The 18,477-nt window shown below is 60.8% G+C and carries 13 protein-coding genes; all 13 read right to left on the bottom strand.

The features are described from left to right. Positions 1 to 75: 75 nt before the first annotated feature. On the bottom strand, positions 76 to 1,527 hold the full coding sequence (locus M2400_RS09155; protein WP_177043501.1) for a mannose-1-phosphate guanylyltransferase/mannose-6-phosphate isomerase: 1,452 nt from the start codon (positions 1,525 to 1,527) through the stop codon (positions 76 to 78). Positions 1,528 to 1,710: 183 nt separating this feature from the next. After that, on the bottom strand, positions 1,711 to 2,358 hold the full coding sequence (locus M2400_RS09150; RefSeq protein ID WP_008434181.1) for an alginate O-acetyltransferase AlgF: 648 nt from the start codon (positions 2,356 to 2,358) through the stop codon (positions 1,711 to 1,713). Positions 2,359 to 2,374: 16 nt separating this feature from the next. Further along, positions 2,375 to 3,547 carry an alginate O-acetyltransferase gene (locus tag M2400_RS09145; protein WP_259195808.1) on the bottom strand — a complete coding sequence of 391 codons (1,173 nt, stop codon included), beginning with the start codon at positions 3,545 to 3,547 and terminating at the stop codon, positions 2,375 to 2,377. An 11-nt stretch (positions 3,548 to 3,558) separates the two neighbouring features. Continuing rightward, positions 3,559 to 5,124, bottom strand: coding sequence for an MBOAT family protein (locus M2400_RS09140; RefSeq protein ID WP_169386267.1), 1,566 nt, complete (start codon positions 5,122 to 5,124; stop codon positions 3,559 to 3,561). Positions 5,125 to 5,358: 234 nt separating this feature from the next. Continuing rightward, positions 5,359 to 6,468: a mannuronate-specific alginate lyase gene (locus M2400_RS09135; RefSeq protein ID WP_177043504.1), complete on the bottom strand. Its 1,110-nt coding sequence runs from the start codon at positions 6,466 to 6,468 to the stop codon at positions 5,359 to 5,361. Positions 6,469 to 6,476: 8 nt separating this feature from the next. Further along, positions 6,477 to 7,925, bottom strand: coding sequence for an alginate O-acetyltransferase (locus tag M2400_RS09130; RefSeq protein WP_259195807.1), 1,449 nt, complete (start codon positions 7,923 to 7,925; stop codon positions 6,477 to 6,479). A gap of 11 nt (positions 7,926 to 7,936) precedes the next feature. Next, complete coding sequence (algG, locus tag M2400_RS09125) at positions 7,937 to 9,529, bottom strand: mannuronan 5-epimerase AlgG (protein ID WP_177043505.1); 1,593 nt, start codon at positions 9,527 to 9,529, stop codon at positions 7,937 to 7,939. Continuing rightward, positions 9,529 to 11,016 carry an alginate export family protein gene (locus tag M2400_RS09120; RefSeq protein ID WP_010170420.1) on the bottom strand — a complete coding sequence of 496 codons (1,488 nt, stop codon included), beginning with the start codon at positions 11,014 to 11,016 and terminating at the stop codon, positions 9,529 to 9,531. The genes algG and M2400_RS09120 overlap by 1 nt, the downstream gene beginning before the upstream one ends. Beyond that, on the bottom strand, positions 11,013 to 12,521 hold the full coding sequence (gene algK, locus M2400_RS09115; RefSeq protein WP_259195802.1) for an alginate biosynthesis TPR repeat lipoprotein AlgK: 1,509 nt from the start codon (positions 12,519 to 12,521) through the stop codon (positions 11,013 to 11,015). Before algK ends, M2400_RS09120 begins: the two co-directional genes overlap by 4 nt. 8 nt (positions 12,522 to 12,529) lie before the next feature. After that, on the bottom strand, positions 12,530 to 13,699 hold the full coding sequence (locus tag M2400_RS09110) for an alginate biosynthesis protein Alg44 (protein ID WP_259195800.1): 1,170 nt from the start codon (positions 13,697 to 13,699) through the stop codon (positions 12,530 to 12,532). 48 nt (positions 13,700 to 13,747) lie between these two features. After that, complete coding sequence (gene alg8, locus M2400_RS09105; RefSeq protein WP_177043508.1) at positions 13,748 to 15,229, bottom strand: mannuronan synthase; 1,482 nt, start codon at positions 15,227 to 15,229, stop codon at positions 13,748 to 13,750. Between the two features lie 83 nt (positions 15,230 to 15,312). Next, positions 15,313 to 16,629: a nucleotide sugar dehydrogenase gene (locus M2400_RS09100; RefSeq protein WP_177043509.1), complete on the bottom strand. Its 1,317-nt coding sequence runs from the start codon at positions 16,627 to 16,629 to the stop codon at positions 15,313 to 15,315. A gap of 868 nt (positions 16,630 to 17,497) precedes the next feature. After that, positions 17,498 to 18,277, bottom strand: a complete 780-nt coding sequence (gene yaaA, locus M2400_RS09095; RefSeq protein ID WP_177043510.1) for a peroxide stress protein YaaA — start codon at positions 18,275 to 18,277, stop codon at positions 17,498 to 17,500. Between the last annotated feature and the right edge of the window lie 200 nt (positions 18,278 to 18,477).

The raw sequence follows: 18,477 nt of genomic DNA, 5'->3' as shown, positions 1-18,477 counted from the left end.
GCGGTATGCAAGCAGCCCGTCACTGACTGCGGATAGGGGACGCAGTCAGTGACGGGCGCTTGTTTTTCCGCGGTGTTACTGCGCGATGGTTTTCACCGACACGCCACGCTCGATCGGCGTAGACCGACCGTAGATATCTTCAAAGCGCTCGATATCGTCTTCACCCAGGTAGCTGCCGGACTGCACCTCGATAATCTCCAAGGGAATCTTGCCCGGGTTGCGCAAGCGGTGCACCGAGGCGATCGGGATGTAGGTGGACTGGTTTTCGGTGAGCAGGAACACGTTCTCGTCACAGGTGACTTCGGCGGTGCCGCTGACCACGATCCAGTGTTCGGCGCGGTGGTGGTGCATCTGCAACGACAGGCACGCGCCCGGCTTGACCGAGATGTGCTTGACCTGGAAGCGGCCGCCCATGTCCACCGAGTCATACGAGCCCCACGGACGGTAGACCTCGCAGTGGTTCTGAGTTTCGCTGCGGCCCTGTTCGTTGAGGGTATTGACCATCTGCTTGACGCCCTGGACCTTGTCCTTGTGGGCAATCATCATCGCGTCCTTGGTTTCCACCACCACGATGTTTTCCAGGCCGATCACCGACACCAGTTTGCCGTTGCCGTGGATCATGCAGTTCTTGCTGTCCTGGATCACCACGTCGCCCTTGCTGACGTTGCCGTTGGCGTCTTTTTCATTCACGTCCCACAGCGATGCCCAGCAACCCACGTCGCTCCAGCCGGCGGTCAATGGCACCACGCAGGCCAGCTGGGTTTTTTCCATCACCGCATAGTCGATGGAATTGTCCGGGCAGCAGGCGAAGGTGGACTCGTCGATGTCGATGGTGTCGGCGGTGTGGTTGCTGCGTTCCAGGGTCAGCATGCACGTGTCGTAGATGTCCGGGTCGTGCTTTTTCAGCTCCTCGAGGAAGCGGCTGGCGCGGAACAGGAACATGCCGCTGTTCCAGAAATAACCCCCGCTTTTGACGAACTCGGCGGCGCGTTTTTCATCCGGTTTTTCCACGAACTGCTGCACGCGGCTGACGCCTTCGGGCAGCAGCGAATCGTTGGTCGACTTGATATAGCCATAGCCGGTTTCCGGACGGGTGGCCGGTACGCCGAACAGCACCATCTCGCCGCGCTCGGCGGCCACGGTGGCCAGGGCCAGGGCGCGTTGCAGGGCTTTCTGGTCGTCCAGCACGTGGTCGGCGGGCAGTACCAGCATCAGCTCGTCACGGCCTTCGTTGACCAGCATCATCGCGGTCAGGGCCACAGCCGGCGCGGTGTTGCGGCCGAACGGTTCCATCAGGATGCGCTGGGTGTCCAGTTTGCGGGCGGCGAGTTGCTCGTTGACGATAAAGCGGTGGTCTTTGTTGCAGACCACGATGGGCGCATCCATGCCTTCGAATACCAGGCGCTCCAGGGTTTGCTGGAATAAGGTGTGCTCGGAGGTCAGGGCCAGGAACTGCTTGGGAAACTGTTTGCGGGAAAGCGGCCAAAGACGTGAGCCGCTACCACCGGAAAGGATTACTGGGATCATGTGTTTCTCCTTGAATCGATATGGGTCAGAGCTACGAAGGTTTGTCGTTTCACTCTTGTTTTTGTCCGGGCCTGAGTTGAAATGCTGACAATGTGGGAGCTGGCTTGCCTGCGATGGCACCTTCAAGACCGCCATCGCAGGCAAGCCAGCTCCCACAAGGAGCGTGTCAACTCAGATAAATCATTAGCGAGTCGACACGGGGCGTTTCACCCACACTGGCGACAGGTTGGCGCCGGTGCCGGTGACGTACAGCACCGCGGCCTCGCCACGCTCCAGGGCCACGGGCTTTACGTCGCCGACTTTCTTGTCGCCTTCATACAAGGCCAGGCTGACCTTCACCGGGTTGATCTCGCGCTCGCCACGGCCTTTGGCGGCTACGGCCTGGACCACGTCGGTCTTGCCGTCGGCGGTTTTCAGGGTCAGCGACTTGTCACTGAGGTTCTGCACGCGCACCAGGGATTTCTGCTTGTTCTTGAACGGCGGTTCTTCGATCAGTTGCGGCTGGCCGCTGCCACTGCTGACCAGGGTGTAGTAGTGGTCGGCGGCGAGCTTGACCGGCAGGGTCTGGCTGCCGACCTTGGCGCTGTAGTCACCGCCTGGCATGAAGCTGAAGTCACTGCTGGCCAGCGGTGCAACCTCGTTGAGGTTGGTGCTGCCGACGGTGGCGCTGACTTCCTGGTTGCTGGCGTTGTACACCCGCACAAAGCTCGAGCCTTTTGGCGCGACGGGGCCGTAGAGGGCGGCATCGCCACCGGCGAAGGCAGACATCGAAACAACGCTCATGCCGGCGACGAGAGCAAAAGTTTTTGCGAGGTTAGTAGTGAAAGTCATGTGAGTTACCTCTCTTTCAGTTTTGCGCCCGGTCGGGCGTCTCGGATTTTGGTGTATTGATAGCCATGTTCTGTTGGCGCATACCGGCTTGTTTGAGCTGCGCAACCCACTGCGGGTCGGCGTCGCCGATTTCGTTGTTCACGGGCAGATAACGTTCAGGAAACTCCCAGATCAGCACCTGTGGCGGGCTGTTCTTGAAGTCGTCGCTTTTCAGGTAGCTGAGCATCGGCAGGATCGGGCCGTGGCCGTCTTCGGAGTAGTTGATGACGTCGCTGCCCAGGGCTTGCTTCAGCGCGCCGACAAAGTTCCAGTTCGGGTTGGCGCTGTAGCTGGTGCCCACCAGGGCCACCGGGGTTTCGCTGTCGCTGAACAGCGCGTCGTCGCCCTTGGTCTCAGCCAGGTGAGTCACGCGTTTTTGCAGCGGCTCCTTGGGCGGCATCAGGTTTTCGAACAGTGGGTCCAGGGGCAGGAACAGGCGCAGGTCACCCTTGTGCGGTTCGGTCTTCTCGGCTTCGGTGACAAAGCGTTGAGGCTCGCCGCTCAGGGGCGTTTTATTCGCAATCGTCCTGGCCAGCTCTTTGGCCGCCACTTCAGCGCCGTCCGGGGTCCAGTGGGTGTCGGTGCGCAGGAACACCTGCTGGCCGTGCAGCTTGGCCTGTTGCAGCGGGCCCATCAGGTCGGGGGCGACGATCTTGTCGGCGGCCATGCGGGCATGGAAGTCCTGGTAGAGACCGGCGTGGATGCTGGCCGGTTGCACTTCACCCAGGTGTTCCGGGTACAGGCGCACCTTGGCCGGCACGATCGCCATCACCAGTTGGATGCCCTGGGCCTTGAGCTTCTGGCGCACGCCTTCCACCAGGGCGTAGTTGCCCTGCAGGTTCTGGTCTTCGTTGACGATGGGGTTGAATTCCTCGTCGCTGTACAACCAGTGGTCGCGGCCAATCACCACGCCGGGGCGGCCTTCATTGAACAGCTTGTAGTCCAGCGCTGCCCAGAGGTTGGTGCCCAGGCGCTTGATCGGGAACTGGTCGTCGTAATGGGTCTCGACGGCCTTGGTCCAGCGACCGTTGAGCACGGTGGCGTCGGGGTTGGTGCTGAAGCCCAGGAAACTGCGCATCGACCAGGCGCCCAACGCCAGCAGCACGGCGAGGAACAAGGCGATGTAGAGGACGCGTAATGAACGGGTCATGGTCGGCTCCCTCAGAACTGGAAGTAAAGGAACGGCGAGAAGCTCTGCGCCGAAAGTTTGAGAATCGATGCCACGAACAGCAGCAGCACTGCAGCGCGCATGGCGTAGCGTGGCCAGGTGGCGCTCCAGTAGGCCGGTTGCACGGTGGCCTCGGTGCCCACGGTGTAGCCGGGCTCATGGATGCTGCCCGGGTTGTCGCCGGGTACCGCCTTGATCAAGCCAGGCTGGGCAGTGGCCGGGCCATCGGCCTGGGTATTGACTGCAGGCTTGGTTTTTTCCGGTGGGCGGTTGCTGTAGAAGTCCCGCAGACCGAAGAACGCTAGGGTTGCGTACGCCACCACCAGGGTTGCCACTTGCAGGCCGGTGAGGCTGGCGCGGTTGAGTTCCGACAGCGACCATTCGCCGAAGCTGAACATCGCGCCGTACATGCGACCGGCCACGTGCAGGTTTTCCGAGCGGAAGATCACCCAGCCCATCACCACCAGCAGGAAGGTGAAGGCCCAGCGCACGACGTTGAAACTGCGCGGTGCGGTGTTGAGGCCGATGGCTTTTTCAATCGCCAGCCACATGCCGTGCCAGGCGCCCCACACGATGTAGGTGATGTTCGCACCGTGCCACAGGCCCCCCAGGAGCATGGTCAGGAACAGGTTGCGGTAGGTGGTCAGCGTGCCTTTACGGTTGCCGCCCAGGGTGATGTACAGGTAGTCACGCAGCCAGGTGGACAGGCTGATGTGCCAGCGCCGCCAGAACTCGGTGATCGACTGGCTGATGTACGGCTGCTTGAAGTTTTCCATGAAGCGGAAACCCATCATCAAGCCCAGACCGATCGCCATGTCGCTGTAGCCGGAGAAGTCGAAGTACAGCTGCGCGGTGTAGGCCAGCGCGCCGAGCCAGGCGTCTCCCGTTGTCGGGTTTTGCAGGGCGAAGCAATGGTCGGCGACCACCGCCAGGGTGTCGGCGATGAACACCTTCTTGATGAAACCCTGCATGAATCGCGTGCAGCCCTCGGAGAATTTATCCAGGGTGTGGGTGCGGTTGTTGAACTGGTCGGCCAGGTCGCGAAAGCGCAACACGGGGCCGGCAATCAGGTGCGGGAAGATCGCCACGAACGCCGCAAAGTCGATCAGGTTGCGGGTGGCCGGCGTGTCGCCGCGGTACACGTCGATGATGTAGCTGATGGACTCGAAGATGTAGAACGAGATCCCGATCGGCAACAGCACGTGGGTGAGGATAAAGGGCTCCAGGCCCGCCGACTTCATCATCAGGTTGATGCTGTCGACGCCGAAGTTGGCGTACTTGAAGTAGCCGAGAATGCACAGGTCGACCGCCACGCCCAACAGCAGCCAGCGCTGGGCCGGCTTGGTGCGCACGCCTGCCGCACCGACCTTGAGGCCGATCCAGTAGTTCCACAGCGTCACGGCGGCGAACAGCGCCAGGAAGTCCACTCGCCACCAGGCGTAGAACACATAGCTGGCAATCAGCAGCAGCAGATTGCGATAGCGTTGCCCGCTCAAGTAGTACAAGCCGAGGAAGATCGGCAAGAACAGAAACAGGAACACATTGGACGAGAAAACCATCCCGATCTCTCCATGTTTAACCAACAGTCAAGGGCCAACGGCCCCCCCAAACCCCCCACGAATCTGGGAGGGTGTACGCGTTCAGTGTGTCGGCTCATGTGGGAGTCGGGCTTGCCCGCGATGGGATCAACTCGGTTTGTCTGAATTACCGAGGTGTCTGCATCGCAGGCAAGCCAGCTCCCACATAAAGCCAGCTCCCACATTTGGACCGAGTCCAGGTGTGGGAGCTTTGTATCAGCTGCCTTTGTTGCCTTTTTCGTGCGTCGGGTCGTAGACCTTGGTCAGGTCACCCCCGAGGCGGAACGTCTTGAACGGTTGCATCCCGTGCTTGCGCTCGATCACATCCGGCGCGCAGGTATAGAGGGTGCAGAAGGGCTCAAGCCAGGCAAATTTCATGTCTTCCTTGAGGTCCTTCATGTCCTGTTCCTTGCCGTTCTTCTTCTCGAAGATTTCCGGGTCTTTCACCCCGGCCAGCACGTTGTCACCCAGGCGTTTCAACGCGCCGTTGTTTTCCTGGCGCAGGTCAACACCGTTGACCAGGGCGAAGCTGGCGATCATCGCCAGCGGCGGCAGCGCGTAGTTGTGGTAGGACAAGGCCCGTTGCTGACGCTTCAATTCGTTGGGCAGGAAGCCTTGGGCATCCACCTGATTGGCGCCGACCTTGTATTCCTTCACAGCCCAGTCAAACAGGTCGCGGCGGTTGGTGGCGATGGACGTCGCCATCACCGACCAGGCAGCCCAGTAGGAGTGGTTGTTGGTTTTATCCAGCGGCAGGTTGTCCCAGTCGCTTACCACCTGGTCGGCCATCTTGCTGAACCAGGCTTCGATCAACTGCGACTCCTGCTGGTGGTTGGCCAGCGGGTGGGAGTCGGAGAACTTCAGGCGCACATAGGCCGAAGCCATGCTGCCCAGGGCCCATTTGCGCATGGACTTGCCGGTGTGGTTGAAGTCCTTGGACATCAACGCATCCGCCTTGGCCCAACTGGTGAGCCAGTTCAGCGTGCATTCCAGCTGCTCCGGGCGGCCGTCGCGCATGAACTGCATCACGCGCTTGCTGGTGTCTTTTTCCAGCTTGGTGATGTCGGCGGTGCTGTCGCGAAAGGCTTTTTCGGACTGCACGTTAAGGGTCGAGCGGGCTTTGTCCGAACCTTCGTACTTGCTGCGAAATTGCAGCGAGCCGGTATACGGCGCCGGCATGGCGTCGCAGTCATTCTTGAAGTCGCCGGTCTTGAACGCTTCCACCGGGGCGAAATAACCCTGGGGTGGACGCAGTGGCGCGGCGGCGTTGACTGAACCGGCAAACATCGCCAGGCCCAGCAGCGTTGGAATCAATAACTTCTGCATAAGTAACCTCATTGCCCCGTTGAAGCAGTCTGTTGACCACCGGCAGGGAATACGTTGCGTGTGCAAATTTTCGCTTCAACCCTCGAAGCGGCCTGGCCCGCTTCGGGGCCCTGCACTTCCACGGCCAGCAGGTTTTGCGTGGCCCAGTCTTCGTCGGTGCGCAGTTCGAAGGCGAAACGCCCGTCTGTATCGGATGTTTCGGGTTTCTCGATCTTGATGTCCTCGTGGCGCCCGTTCATGTACCAGAGGGTGGCTTGCAGGGTTTTCACCGAAGGGTCGGCGAAGCGGATGTCGACCTGATGGCTGGAGTTGCGCAGGTCTTTGTTCGAACTGTTAACCAGCAATTCGTTCTTGCCGGGTTTCAACGTGGCGCTGGCACTCATCTGCGCGGTCTTGCCTTCGCAGCCGTTGTCCAGCAGCGCCATCATCTGGCGGTAGATGGTTTCCTGGTCGAGGCGGTACAGCGGCGAGAATTCCCAGATCAGAATCTTCGGCGGGGTTTTCTGGAATTCTTCGCTGCCCAGGTACTGGATCATCGAACCTTCCAGGCCACCGCCGGGGAAGGCGACGTTGAGGATGTCGGCACCGATTTCCTGTTCCAGGAAGCCGGCGAAGTTGTAGTTCTTGCCGCTGTGGCTGGTGCCCACGAGGGTGATCTGCGGGTTGCCGGAATCACCGAACAGGTCGCCGTCGCCCGCTTCACCCTTGGGCTCGGTGGTGAACTGGTCCATGTACTGGATCGCGTAGCTGGTGCCGCACAGTTGCCCGGCCATGTTGTGCAGGGTGCCGGTCTTGCCCATGCGCCCGGACCGTTTGGTCTCGAATTCACGCTGCGGGATACCGGCGAATTCCGGCATCGCGCGTACTTTGGCGCCGACGATTTTTGCGGTGCGCTGGGCGCCGTACGGTGTCCAGTGTTGGTCGCCGCGGAAGTAGAAATCGTGGGCCGGCAACTCGTCGGGCAGTTGCTCGTTGGTCAACGGCGACAGGTCCGGCACCACGTAGCCCATCTTGGCGAAGCGGCCGAGCATGGTCTTGTAATTGCCCAGGGCCTTGTCGAAATCGAACTTGGCTTTCTCTTCGGGGTTGAGCTTGTTGCGGTTCACCAGGCCACGGGTTGGCTGGTACACCACCACCAGTTCCACGCCCTTGCTCTTGAACGCATCGTGCAACTGCTGCATGCGTTTGTAGCCGGCGGGGCTGGTGTCGAATTCAGTGCGCAGGTCTTCCTGGGTCCGGAACAGCCAGTCGCCCTGGGCTTGCACCAGGGTGGTGAAGTTCTGCTGGTAGCGCGTGGTGTAGTTCTTCGCGTCGTGGGCGGCCGGGCACAGGCTGCAGCACGGTTCGGCGCTGAATTTCGGCGCCTGGACTTCGTCGGCGCGCACGCCCTGGCTGGCCGCGAGCAGGCCGAGGGTCAAACCCGAAAGGCTGAGCAGTTTGATCATGTGTCGGTGCATAAAGGTCATCCTCAGTCCTGCATTTCGGTCTGGCGTTCGACAGGGTCGATCAGCACGGCTTTTTTCTGGCGTACCAGCAAGTCGAGAATCTCTTCCTGGCGATCGCCGAGGACGCCCGAGAAGCTGATGCCACTGGATTTGGTCGGCGCAAGCATCGACACGCGGTACAGCTCGACGCTCAACGGCGAGTCGATGGACAGCGGCCCGCTGCCGTTGGCGGCCAGCTCACCGCCCACCACGATCAGCGAGACCTTGGTGTCGAACGGGTCGAGGGCGATGTCGCGGTCGGTGTCGGTCAGATCCTTGATGTGGCCGTACACGCCGGTCAGCCCGTTGGCCATGGCCACGTTCTCGTACAGGCGAATGTTCACGCTGTTACGCACGCGGATGCCGTGGCGACGGTTGCTGATCACCTTGTTGCCCCACAGCAGGTTATCGCCGCTCTCGTAGAGGGTGATGCCGTCGGTGTGGTTGCGGTAGATCTCGTTGTCGGCGATCAGGTTGTTGACGCTGTTACGGTCGATCACCAGGCCCGAGAGCTTGTTGTCGAAGCTGCGGTTGTTGAAGATGAAGCTGTCGTTCACTTCCCGGGAAATGATGATGCCGTGCTTCTTCTTCGTGCCGTAGACGGTGTTGTCGGTGATGATCAAACCGTGGGAACGGTCATGGGGGTCAATGCCGTAGACGATGTTGTCTTTGTAGGTATTGCCCTTGAGCACAAAGCCGGTGGTTTCGTAGCAGTAGAAGCCGTACCACATGTCCGAGAATTCGGAGTCGACGATCCAGCCCGTCGGCTCGGGGCGCTTGAGCACCTTGGCCATGTTCGGCGTGTACTGGGAAATACTCACGCCGTAAGACTTACTGTTGGCGTAGCCGAAGCTGGCCATCTTGCTGTTGGCGATGTAGGTCTCGGTGCCGCCCCAGGCCAGCAGGAACGGGCGGAATTCCTTGGGCGACTGGAAGGTCGCCGGGCCGTTGGTCTTCTCGCGCCAGCCGGTGATTCTGGTGTCGCGCACAAACAGCTGGCCGTCGTTGATCAGGAACGAACCGGCTTCCTGGGACAGGCGCAACTCCTGGGTCTGCTTGTCGATTTCGAGGATGCCTTTACGGCCCACCACGATCGGCAACTTGGCCAGGAACACCCCCGGCGAGGTTTCGCTGAAGTACTGCTTGGGCACTTTCTTCAGCAGGTCCTTGAGGTTCATGTAGCCGTCGTCGACGAAGATCGCCTGGGGAATGCCGTGCTGGCGCACCACCCATTCGGCCATCTTGTTGTCGCCGCCGATGAAGTCCTTCAGGGCGTCTTCCTGCATCATCCGGCGGATGCTGATCTTGCCGGGTTTCGTACGCACGATTTTCTTCGCGATATTCGCTGCGGTGTAGCCGGACACATCCGGCAGCGCCGGCTTGGCCATCTCCAGCGGCGCGGTCGGCGGGCTGGAGATGGTGTAGGTCTTGGCCTGTTGCAGCTCTTTGGCGATGGTCGGCGCCTTGACCTGCTGCGCGACATCGGCGAAGGCCGAAGTGCTGGCCAGCAGCATGGCTGCGACCAGCAGGCTGACCGAGCCTTTGAGGGCTTGAGGGTTCATTGCGCAGGCTCCCATCAGAACTTCCAGATCACGTCGACAAAGGCGCGATGCATGTACGAGTCGACCTGGCTGCCGTAGGCGTCGCCCGGCTTGAACACACCGGCACGGAAGCGCACCAGGGCCGACGGTTCGTCGATCGACTGGCTGAGCCCGGCCGGCAGCAGGCCTTTCTTGAAGTACTTGGTGACCACCAGGTCCATCTCCTGGCCCAGGTCTTTCTTGCCGTCTTCAAGCGGCAGGGAAGTGCTGGACAGGATCGCGCCGGTCACGTCATCGGTGTTGTTCTGCACGGCATCGATGCCGTTGCTGCCCACCGGCTTGTTGCCGTCGACGCGCCAGAACTTGTGGTACACGAGGCTGGCGTCATAGTCCTCACGCAGCTGCCAGGAACCGAACAGGCTCATGGACTGCATGTTGTTCATTTCGCCACGGAACGCTTCGCCGAAACGGTGGACGCGGGACTGGGTACCGGTCCAGTTCGAACGGTTGCTTTGCAGGCCGTTCTGCTCGTATTCGGCACTCGCGCGGGAGTAGGCGGCGCCCACTTGCCACTGCGGGTCGAGGCGCAGGCGCACCCCCAGGTCGGTGGCCCAGCCATTCACGTCATCGCTGCGCTTGGCGTTGGCGGGGCGGGTGCCGTCGGCGTTCAAGGCGTTGACCGTATCGCGGTCGCCCTGCATGCCGGTGACGCTCGCCCAGTAGTTGACGGTGTTGGTGTTGCGCCAGTTGTAGGCGTCGCTGTTGGCTTCGATGCCGAGCCAGGTCAGGTCGCCGTTCTCGCGTTTGTCCAGCGAGTCGGTGGCCACGCCCGGTTGCGGGTAGTCGAGCTTGCCGTCGTCATGGGTGTGGTGCGCGCGCAGGCCGATCCACTGGCCTGGCGTCCACTGATAGGCGGCGTCGGCGTACAGGTGCTGACGGTCCTTGTCCTTGGGCGACAGTTCCTTGAGGTCGGTGCGGTATTCGCTGAACCGCTCGGCGACGCCGACATTGGCCTTGAGCAAGGTGGTGTCGAAGGTCCAGTTCAGCGCTTCGATATTGGTGTCGCGCCATTGGCCGTCGTCATTGCGCAGGCGTTGGCGACCCAGCTTGAGGATCTCGCCGGGGTAGGGCGTGAAGCCGCCGTAGGCGACCCAGAACTCGCGCATCGCCAGGTAGTTTTTCTTGCTCTTGCGGTCGTCATTACTGGTCTGCTGGGTGGCGTCATCGGAGGACTGTTGCAGGGTGTCGGTCTCGATGATGTCGCTGGACGTCACCGCCTGGCCCATGGCGTAGGCGCTCCAGTTGCCGCTTTCGCCGTAGATCCACGGGCGCAGGTCGAGGCCGATGCCGTTGACGTCGCCGCCTTTCTGGGTGCCCAGGTCGCGGTCATCTTCGGACTGGCCGGTGACTTTCACTTCCAGGCCGAAGTTCTTGGCTTCGGTCAGCGCGGCCAGGGTCGGGCACGACCACAGCAGGGCGAAGGTCAGGCCGATGCCGGCCTTGACGAATGGATTGAGCTTCATAGGGATTCCTCGCCGTCTTCTTCTTGCAGGGCGTGCAATTGCAGCGTGCTTTGGGCCAGGGTGCCGCGCACGGCCAGTTCCTGTTGCACCAGGCGTTGGCCTTCGGCGCGTTGCTCCGGGGTCAGCGGGGCTTCGAGCTGGGTCGCCAGGTCGTTGGCTTCCGGCGTGTCCTGGGCCTTGGCCAGCTGGCTGAAGACATAGGCGTTAAGCGGGTCGGGCTTGGTGCCCTTGCCTTGGGAAAACAGTTGGGCGATCGCAAAGTCGGCGCTGTTCTGGCCGTTGCGTGCAGCGGTCAGCAAATGGTCCAGGGCCTTTTGCGAATAGACCTTGCCCAGGTAGCCTCGGCGGTAGATCTGGCCGAGGTAGTAATCGGCGGCGACTTCGCGGCCGACGGCTTTCTGGAAGTGTTCTTCGGCGGCCTTGGCGTCAGCCGGGACCCACTTGCCTTCGTAGTAGAGCTTGCCCAGCAGCAGTTCGGCGCGGGGCTGGTCGGCGGCGCGGCCGTTGTCCAGGTACTTCATCATCTGGTCGACGTCGCCCAGTTCCGGGAAGTCGTAGAGCAGTTGCGCCAGGCTGACCCAGGACGCCGGGTAGCCCGGGGCGATTTTTTCCAGCAGGGCCTGGGCGGTTTTTTCGTCGGTCTTGCCCAGGGTGGCGTCACCCAGTACACGAGCGACGCTGTCGACCCGTTGGGCGGTGACGGTGCCACGGCTGTAGCCTGCTTCCATCTGCTTGAGCAGTTCGGCCTGTTTTTCCGGCTCGGCTTTTTTCTGATAGACCGTGGCCAGTTCGACGTAGCAGATATCGGTGGTGTTCAGCGCGGCCTTGCAGATGCTTTCCACTTCGTCCAGATGCTGGTCGTAGGTGTCCTGGGTGCGATACAGCAGCACCTGGGCCAGGCCGGCTTCCGGGTAACCCGAGGCGCGCCATTTGCTGATCTGCTGCTGGGCGTTGATGTTCGGGAAACTGTGGGGGTATTGCAGGTACAGCATCGCCAGCGGAATCAGGGTGTTGCCTTCGCCATTGGCAAAGGCTTTTTTCAACAGGCCTTCGGCTTCATGGTGCTCGGCTTCGGTGGCGCCGGGCTTGGCCACCAGCAGGCGACCCAGGCGTGCCTGGGCGCGGGGCGAGGTGTCGGCGGCCGCGCGGTACGTGGCTTCGGCCTGCTTGATCTGCTCGGGGTCGCGGGTACCGACCTGGATATCCGCCAGGCCCACCTGGGCCTCGCTGTAGCCCAGGTCTGCCAGTTGCTGGTAGTTCTGCTGCGCGGTGACGGTGTCGCCGCGCTTCAAGGCTTCGTTGGCCAGGCGTTGGTCGGGCAGGCCGGCGCAGCCGGCGAGGCTCACGGCCAGGGCCAGGGCACAATACGCCAAGGCAGCGTGGGACCTGCTTTGGGTGGGAGCTGGCTTGCCTGCGATGCCGATGTTGGATTCACCACCGTCATCGCGGGCAAGCCCGGCTCCCACATTGGCCAGCGCTGTTTTTAGAATAGGGTTCACAGGCATGTCCTCGCTTACAGACCGTGAGCCATGGCTTTGTCGATCAGCCAGTTCAGGGATGGGCCACGGTCGCTGGTCACTTCAACCGGGCGACCGGCGTAGGTGCTGTCCAGCGGGGCATCGGGTTTGATCTGCACGCGGATGTCGGAGGACATTTCAGTGCTGTTGAGGCTGGTGCTGCTGACGATGGTGCCGGTGCGCACTTGCTCTTCGTCCGCCACCTGGAAGTTCACACGGGTGCCCGGGCGAACATCGGCAAACTGGCGATAGGAGAAGCGTGCGTCAACGTTGGCCTGGCTGCCGCGTGGCACCAGTTGGAAGATCACGTCGCCCTTGCTGGCGTACTGGCCGTCGGCGACCAATTGCTGGGCCACGACGCAGTCGCACGGGGAGGTGAGGGTGCCGGTCATTTGCTTGCCGAACAGCTCCTCCACCTTGGCCGGTTGCAGCTGGTCTTCGTCCAGGTGGCCCTTGAGCACATCGAGCATGCTGGTGCTGAAGGTCGCCAGTGGTGCACCTTTGGCAGCGACCGCGTCATCTTTGATCAGGCTCTGCACGGTGCCGTCGCGCGGCATGGTCACGTTCATCCCGGGCACGCTCACCAGGGCGGAAGTGGCGTGGCTGACGAAGTACATGCCATATACCGATTTCACCACGAAGCCGAATGCGACCAGGCCCACCACGAAGATCCCGAGGCTGAAGGTCACGGCCCGCAGACGGCCGCCCACGCTCATGTTGCTGCCACCGTCCTTGACCTTGCGCGCCTTGGTGAAGTTGTCGCGTTGCAGGGTCGCCAGCACGTCGCCCATGGTCACGATGTCGCCGGCCAGGTGCGAGGTGATCAGGTGGCGCAGGGTGGAGATGTCTTGTGCATCAAGGTTCTGGAACTGGCAACCGGTGCGGCCGGTCTGGCGGTCGTAGGAGCGAATCTGCAGCTCCACGTCCATCGCCAGGCCCAGGTTATCGATCACGAACTGCAGGCGACCCTTGTGCACGTCACCGACTTTCAGCGGCTGCTGCGGGGCGTTGAACGCCAGGCCGCCGGCAGACAGGTCGATGACCCGCACTTCCATCGGCGTATGGTCGGCGCCGAAGAAGCGCAGCTTGGCCGGGATTTTTACCCGGGCATGTTGGCGCTGGGCTTCGGATTCATGGACGACGTTGGCATTTACTGGAGCATTCATTGGGCTGTTCATCAGGTGTAGTTCCTAGTTAATTCAGGCTTGGCAGGGTCAAACCATCATCAGCAACACGGCGACGAAAATGCTGCCGGCGGAGAAGGTCATGGTCCGAGACGACCAGGTGTTGAACCAACGTTGAAAGCTGGCCAAATCGCGGGTCAGTTTGGTGTCCTGGCGTGTCCAGGACTGTTGATCAAGGCGGAAGAACACGTAGATCTTCACCAGCGCGCCCATGATCTGGTTGTAATAGAGAATCACCGGGTAAGCCGGGCCGATCCGGTGACCGGAGCACGACAGCAGCAGGGTCAGGATCAGGCGGGTGATGCCGATCCACAGCAGGTACGCGAGGATGAACGCGCCGCCGTATTTGAAGGTGGCGATGATCGCCACGGTCAGGCCCAGCAGGGAGGTCCACATCGACACGCGCTGGTCGAACAGCACGATGCTGGTGAACAGGCCCAGGCGTCGCATACCCAGGCCCAGGGCCCGTGAGTTCTGGCGCAGGTTGTTGCCGTACCAGCGGAACATCAGTTTGCGGCTGGCCTTGATGAAGCTCTTTTCCGGCGGGTGTTCCACGGTGTGGATCGCGGCATCCGGCACGTAGAAGGTGTCGTAGCCCAGGCGCATCAGGCTGAACCAGCTGGACTTGTCATCGCCGGTCAAAAACTTGAAGCGGCCCAGGCGCCAGTGTTGCAGGGAGTCGCTTTCAACGTCGGCGATAAAGCCCGGGTCGGTGACGACGTTGGCGCGGAACACCGACATGCGGCCGGTCATGGTCAGCACGCGCTTGGACAAGGCCATGGAGCACATGTTGATGTGGCGCTGGGCGAAGCGCAGCTTGTGCCATTCGCTCATGATGTAGCCGCCGCGCACTTCGCAGAACTCGTTGGTGGTCAAGCCGCCGACGTTGCCGAACAGCTGGAACCACGGCACGGTCTTGCGCACGACGCCTTCGGCAAGCACGGTGTCGCCATCGATCACGGCCACCACGGCGCGGTCGTCCGGCAGGTGGCGCGAGATGGCGCGAAAACCGAAGGCCAGGCCGTCACGCTTGCCGGTACCGGCGATGCGCACGAAGTCCAGCTTGACGTGGTCGGGCGGGTTCATCCTGGCCCACAGGCTCTTGACCAGCAGCTCATCGGACATTTCCACCAGGGAGCACACCACCGTGGTGGGGAAGCCACATTCGATGGCTTCGCGGATCACCGAGCTGTAGACCTGGGCCGTGGTCAGCGCGTCGATCCGAAAGCTTGTCACCATCAGGAATACGTGGGACGGGTCTGCCGCCTTGCCCAGCTTGCGCACTTTGCGCCGCAGGTGCGGGTAGACCACGTACAAAAACAGCATGCCGCGAAAGAAATGCGTAGCACCCATCGAGTAGCGCCAGATACCGACGGCGCCAATCAGGAAAATAAAATTCTTCGACTCGGAGTCGAACGTACTCGCCGGCAACAGCAGGGCGAGACCCATCAGCAGGCTGAGGAACAACAACCAGCCGGCAGATTGGAGCAGTACGTGTTTTAACTTGGACATAGGCGTCATCCGCAGGTGAAGGAGGCTTCAAGCTGCAAGCGCTGGGGGTCAGGACGCTTGCAGCTCGAAACTTGCCGTTGCTGTTACCAGCAAATGCCTTCGGTACGACCGGTCACGCTGGTGGCCTTGGACATGAAGCCCACCAGGTCGACCACTTGCTTGCCGTGGGGCGCGTTATGCGCCAGGGCACGGAACTTCTCATCGCGGTTGCCCAGGATGATCACGTCGGAGTTGTTGATCACTTCGTCGAAGTCCGAGTTGAGCAGGGACGAGACGTGCGGGATCTTGCCTTCGATGTAGTCCTTGTTGGCGCCGTGCACACGGGCGTATTCGACGTTGCTGTCGTAGATGCTCAGGTCGAAACCCTTGCCGATCAGCATCTCGGCCAGTTCCACCAGCGGGCTTTCGCGCAGGTCATCGGTGCCGGCCTTGAAGCTCAGGCCCAGCAAGGCGACTTTGCGTTTGTCGTGGCTGGAGACGATGTCAAAGGCGTTCTGCACCTGGGACTCGTTGCTGCGCATCAGCGAGTTGAGCAGCGGCGCTTCCACGTCCAGGGAGCTGGCGCGGTAGGTCAGGGCGCGCACGTCTTTGGGCAGGCACGAGCCGCCGAAGGCGAAGCCCGGGCGCATGTAGTACTGGGACAGGTTGAGGGTCTTGTCCTGGCAGACCACTTCCATCACTTCGCGACCGTCGACGCCGACGGCCTTGGCGATGTTGCCGATCTCGTTGGCGAAGGTGACTTTGGTCGCATGCCAGACGTTGCAGGTGTACTTGATCATCTCGGCGACGGCGATGTCCTTGCGGATGATCGGGGCGTCGAGCTCTTCGTACAGCGACTGCAGGACATCGCCGGAGGCTTTGTCGAATTCACCGATGACGGTCATCGGCGGCAGGTCGTAGTCGGCGATGGCGGTGCTTTCACGCAGGAACTCAGGGTTCACCGCGACGCCGAAGTCGACGCCGGCCTTCTTGCCGGAGCAGTCTTCGAGAATCGGGATCACCACATTGGCCACAGTGCCTGGCAGCACGGTGCTGCGCACGACGATGGTGTGGCGGGTGGTCTTGTCACGCAGAACAAAACCGATCTCGCGGCACACCGATTCGATGTAGTTGAGTTCCAGGTCGCCGTTCTTCTTGCTCGGCGTACCGACGCAAATCATCGACAGATCGGTATCACGGATTGCTTCGGCGAAATTGGTGGTGCCGCGCAGTCGGCCGGTCTGAATACCCTGGCTCAACAGTTCGCCCAGACCCGGTTCAACGATGGGCGATTTGCCTGCGTTGATCAGGTCGATCTTTTCCTTGGAGATGTCTACGCCAACGACCTCATGGCCCCGTGCAGACAGGCAACCGGCACATACGGCGCCGACGTAACCCAAACCAAATATGCTGATGCGCATCGAATTTACCTCATTGTTAATCGTGCCACTAGATGGCCGGAGTTCATGTTTTGAAGCGTCACCCAGGCACTGGAAAGTGCGACGAGTAAACGTCGATATATCCAGTGCAGGCATACTAAAAGTCGAGTGACTAACTAATGCACTCAAGTTGTGCGCAACTTGGCCTTATTGTTGGGGCTTGCCCTGAAATGCAGCCAGCCTTCCTGGGGAAGGGCCTGGCGCCAGTGCCGCAAGGCGTTGAAAGAGGGATTTAGCCCTTATGTATCAACGGCTTGGGTTGTCTCACTGACCCATACAGGTGAGCTCAGCCTTGGCCTTGTCGGAGAAAATAGTGAAGCCTTTTCGTCCGCCTTCAACTAGTCAGTTGATGATTTGACCATTGAGTCAAAGTTGTATGTCAACTTTGCTACTTCCTTTGGTCGCCACGTAAGTCATCTCTTACATTTGCAGAGATAATCGTTACCGGTGGTATGAGCGGTGCTTCAGGACATAGTTCCTGGCCGCTCATCCTGTTTCCGGAAATTTCTTGAAATATTAGGAAAGATGGCACTAGTACTATAGTGATAGCACTTGCTACTTGGGCTAGTAGTTGCGGGGAGTTGCGAGGGTTAAATAGTTTTGTGCCACTACTGTTTGAAAAAAGTGGTGCCACTACGAAAAAAATTGACGAATGTCGAGTGAAATAAATGTTAGGGAATCTGAAGAATTATTTTTGACGCCAAATAAATGACGATTTTAAGGCTGGAATCCGAACAAAGTGTGGGAGCGGGCTTGCTCGCGAAGGCGGTGTGTCAGCCAATACAGGCATCGACTGAACCACCGCTTTCGCGAGCAAGCCCGCTCCCACATTTGGATTTTCGTTGCCCGGTTATTCCGGTGCGTGATCTCGCAGGAACACCAGGTTATCCGGCTTTGACTGCTCTGCATTGAAGCGATAACCCTGCACGTCAAACTCCTTGAGCCTGGCAGGGTCGTTGATGCGTTCTTCAATCACAAAGCGGCTCATCATGCCTCGGGCCTTTTTGGCGTAGAAGCTGATGATCTTGTACTGGCCGTTTTTCAGGTCCTTGAACTCGGTGTTGATGATCCGCGCGTTCAGCGCCGGGCGTTTGACTGCCGAGAAGTACTCGTTGGACGCGAGGTTGAGCAGCACGTCGTCGCCTTGTTCGGCGAGGGCTTCGTTGAGCCACTCGCTGATGCGGGTGCCCCAGAAGGCGTACAGGTCCTTGCCACGGGCGTTGGGCAGCTTGGTGCCCATCTCCAGGCGATACGGCATCATCAGGTCCAGGGGGCGCAGCAGGCCGTACAGGCCGGAGAGCATGCGCAGGTGGTCCTGGGCGTAGGTGAAGTCGGCGTCGGTGAAGGTTTCGGCGTTGAGGCCGGTGTAGACGTCGCCCTTGAAGGCCAGCAGGGCTTGTTTGGCGTTGGCCTGGGTGAAGGCTGGGGTCCAGCTGCCGAAGCGTGCGGCGTTGAGGCCGCCGATCTTGTCGGAGACGTGCATCAGTTCGCTGATCTGCGCCGGGCTCAGTTCGCGCAGTTGTTCGATCAGCTCCTGGGAGTGGTCGAGGTATTGCGGCTGGGTGAAGCGCGGGGTGACCGGCTTTGACTCGAAATCGAGGGTTTTGGCGGGGGAAATCACCGTCAGCATGAAGTCGTCTCCTTTAATCGTGGGGGGATTCTAGGGGTTGGGGAGGTTTGACTCCACCTATGATGGTGATAGCGGAGTGGGTTTGTGCTGTGTACATATCCATTGCTGCGGTAACGGCCACTTAGGGTTCCGCTCTTACAGCGGGTCACTTTTGGCAAACGCCCGGAATGCCGGCCCAGCCAAAAGTAACCAAAAGGTCT

The organism is Pseudomonas sp. BIGb0558 (assembly GCF_024807515.1).
GTDB lineage: Bacteria > Pseudomonadota > Gammaproteobacteria > Pseudomonadales > Pseudomonadaceae > Aquipseudomonas > Aquipseudomonas yamanorum_A.
Note: the sequence above shows the minus strand (reverse complement) of the source record. Positions and strands in the feature narration are given on the sequence as shown.